Source organism: Stenotrophomonas sp. TWI273, from assembly GCF_039674765.1.
Lineage (GTDB): Bacteria > Pseudomonadota > Gammaproteobacteria > Xanthomonadales > Xanthomonadaceae > Stenotrophomonas.
This window is the reverse complement of record NZ_JBDJOA010000042.1, coordinates 1-1,434: the sequence shown is the minus strand read 5'-3', so window position 1 is coordinate 1,434 and position 1,434 is coordinate 1. Positions and strand designations below refer to the sequence as shown.

Sequence of the window (1,434 nt, the reverse complement as noted above, 5' to 3'; positions counted from 1 at the left end):
GCGCTGCACAGTGCCGGCGATATCGGGAGCCGGCCAGCGGCCGGCACGACCGGATCCGCCGGCGCCTGGAAGATGACCGCCGCGGGTCGGGACGCCTTCAGCCCCCGGGCGTATGCTGGGCCCATGCCCTCCGGAGCCCACCCATGCACGTGATCTACCAGGCCGACAACCTGTTCGACGCCCATCTGGTCAAACACGCCCTGGAGGACGCCGGCATCCCCGCCTTCGTCTTCGGTGAATCGCTGCTGGGCGGCATGGGCGAGCTTCCGCTGTTCGGCGTCCTGCGCGTGTGCGTCCCCGATCTGGCCCGTCCCGAAGCGGAAGACATCGTCGCCCAACTGGACTTGGGCGCGGCCCCGGACGACCCCATATTCGACGGAGACGAAAGCGCCGGCCTGTTGCCGGCCTAGGAGAACGCCATGTTGGGTATTGGAAACGGTCTGTTGGGCATCGGCGCCTTCAAGCAGCGCCTGCCGCGCCCGGAAGAAGCGTTGCCGGGCCGCGACCAGCCCCTGCCGCTGCTGCACAACCAGCATTACGTCAACAGCCACCCGCTGAAAGACAGCTTCACCGGCCTGGCGCGCATCCGCTTCGCCATGGGTTGTTTCTGGGGCGCGGAGCGCAAATTCTGGACCATCCCCGGCGTCTACTCGACCTCGGTCGGTTACGCCGGCGGCGTCACCCCGAACCCCACCTACGAAGAAGTCTGCTCCGGCCTCACCGGGCACACCGAAATCGTCGAGGTCGTCTACGACCCCGCCGTCGTCCCGCTTGAGCGCCTCCTCCAGGTCTTCTGGGAAAGTCACGACCCCACCCAGGGCATGCGCCAGGGCAACGACACCGGCACCCAGTACCGCTCCGCGATCCACGCCACCACCCAGGCCCAGCACGACGCTGCCCTGGCCAGCCGCGACGCCTACCAGCAGCGCCTCAACGACAGCGGCTACGGTGCCATCACCACCGAGCTCGTCTTCCCCGCGCCCGCGTACTACTACGCCGAGGACTACCACCAGCAGTACCTCGCCAAGAACCCCAACGGCTACTGCGGCATCGGCGGCACCGGCGTCAGCTGCCCCATCGGCGTGGACGCCTGATAGCGGAGGAAGCCGACCAACGGTCGGCTCTACCAGATTCGTCACCTGCGTTTCGCACCATTGCTCGACGCTCCTTGCCCGTGCTCTTCCCAACGCACCCACACCGCGCCAACCCCAACGAAAGTGAGCCGTTGCCGTTGCCGTTGCCGTACGCGCCAAAAACAAAAGGCCCCGCATGAGCGGGGCCTTTTGTCGTACAGCCAGCCAACCGCCAGCGCTTACAGCCGCTCGCGGATCGTCTGCCGCAACGCCTCCAGATCCTTGGCGAACGCATCGATGCCGCTGGCCAGCTTCTCCGTCGCCATCGGGTCGGCCGCCAGATCCGCCGCAAAGCGCGCCG

2 protein-coding genes and 1 pseudogene are annotated in these 1,434 nt (G+C 67.5%); 2 read left to right on the top strand and 1 reads right to left on the bottom strand.

Annotated elements, in window-relative coordinates:
* Nucleotides 1-143 precede the first annotated feature (143 nt).
* On the top strand, nt 144-410 hold the full coding sequence (locus ABE571_RS18795; protein ID WP_102789560.1) for a DUF2007 domain-containing protein: 267 nt from the start codon (nt 144-146) through the stop codon (nt 408-410).
* Nucleotides 411-440: 30 nt separating this feature from the next.
* A complete protein-coding gene (gene msrA, locus ABE571_RS18790; RefSeq protein ID WP_346494385.1) occupies nt 441-1,094 on the top strand; it encodes a peptide-methionine (S)-S-oxide reductase MsrA in 654 nt (217 codons plus the stop codon).
* 218 nt (nt 1,095-1,312) lie between these two features.
* On the opposite strand, the pseudogene ABE571_RS18785 reads toward msrA, so the two are convergent.
* A pseudogene (locus tag ABE571_RS18785) lies at nt 1,313-1,434 on the bottom strand (transaldolase); the annotation flags it as partial.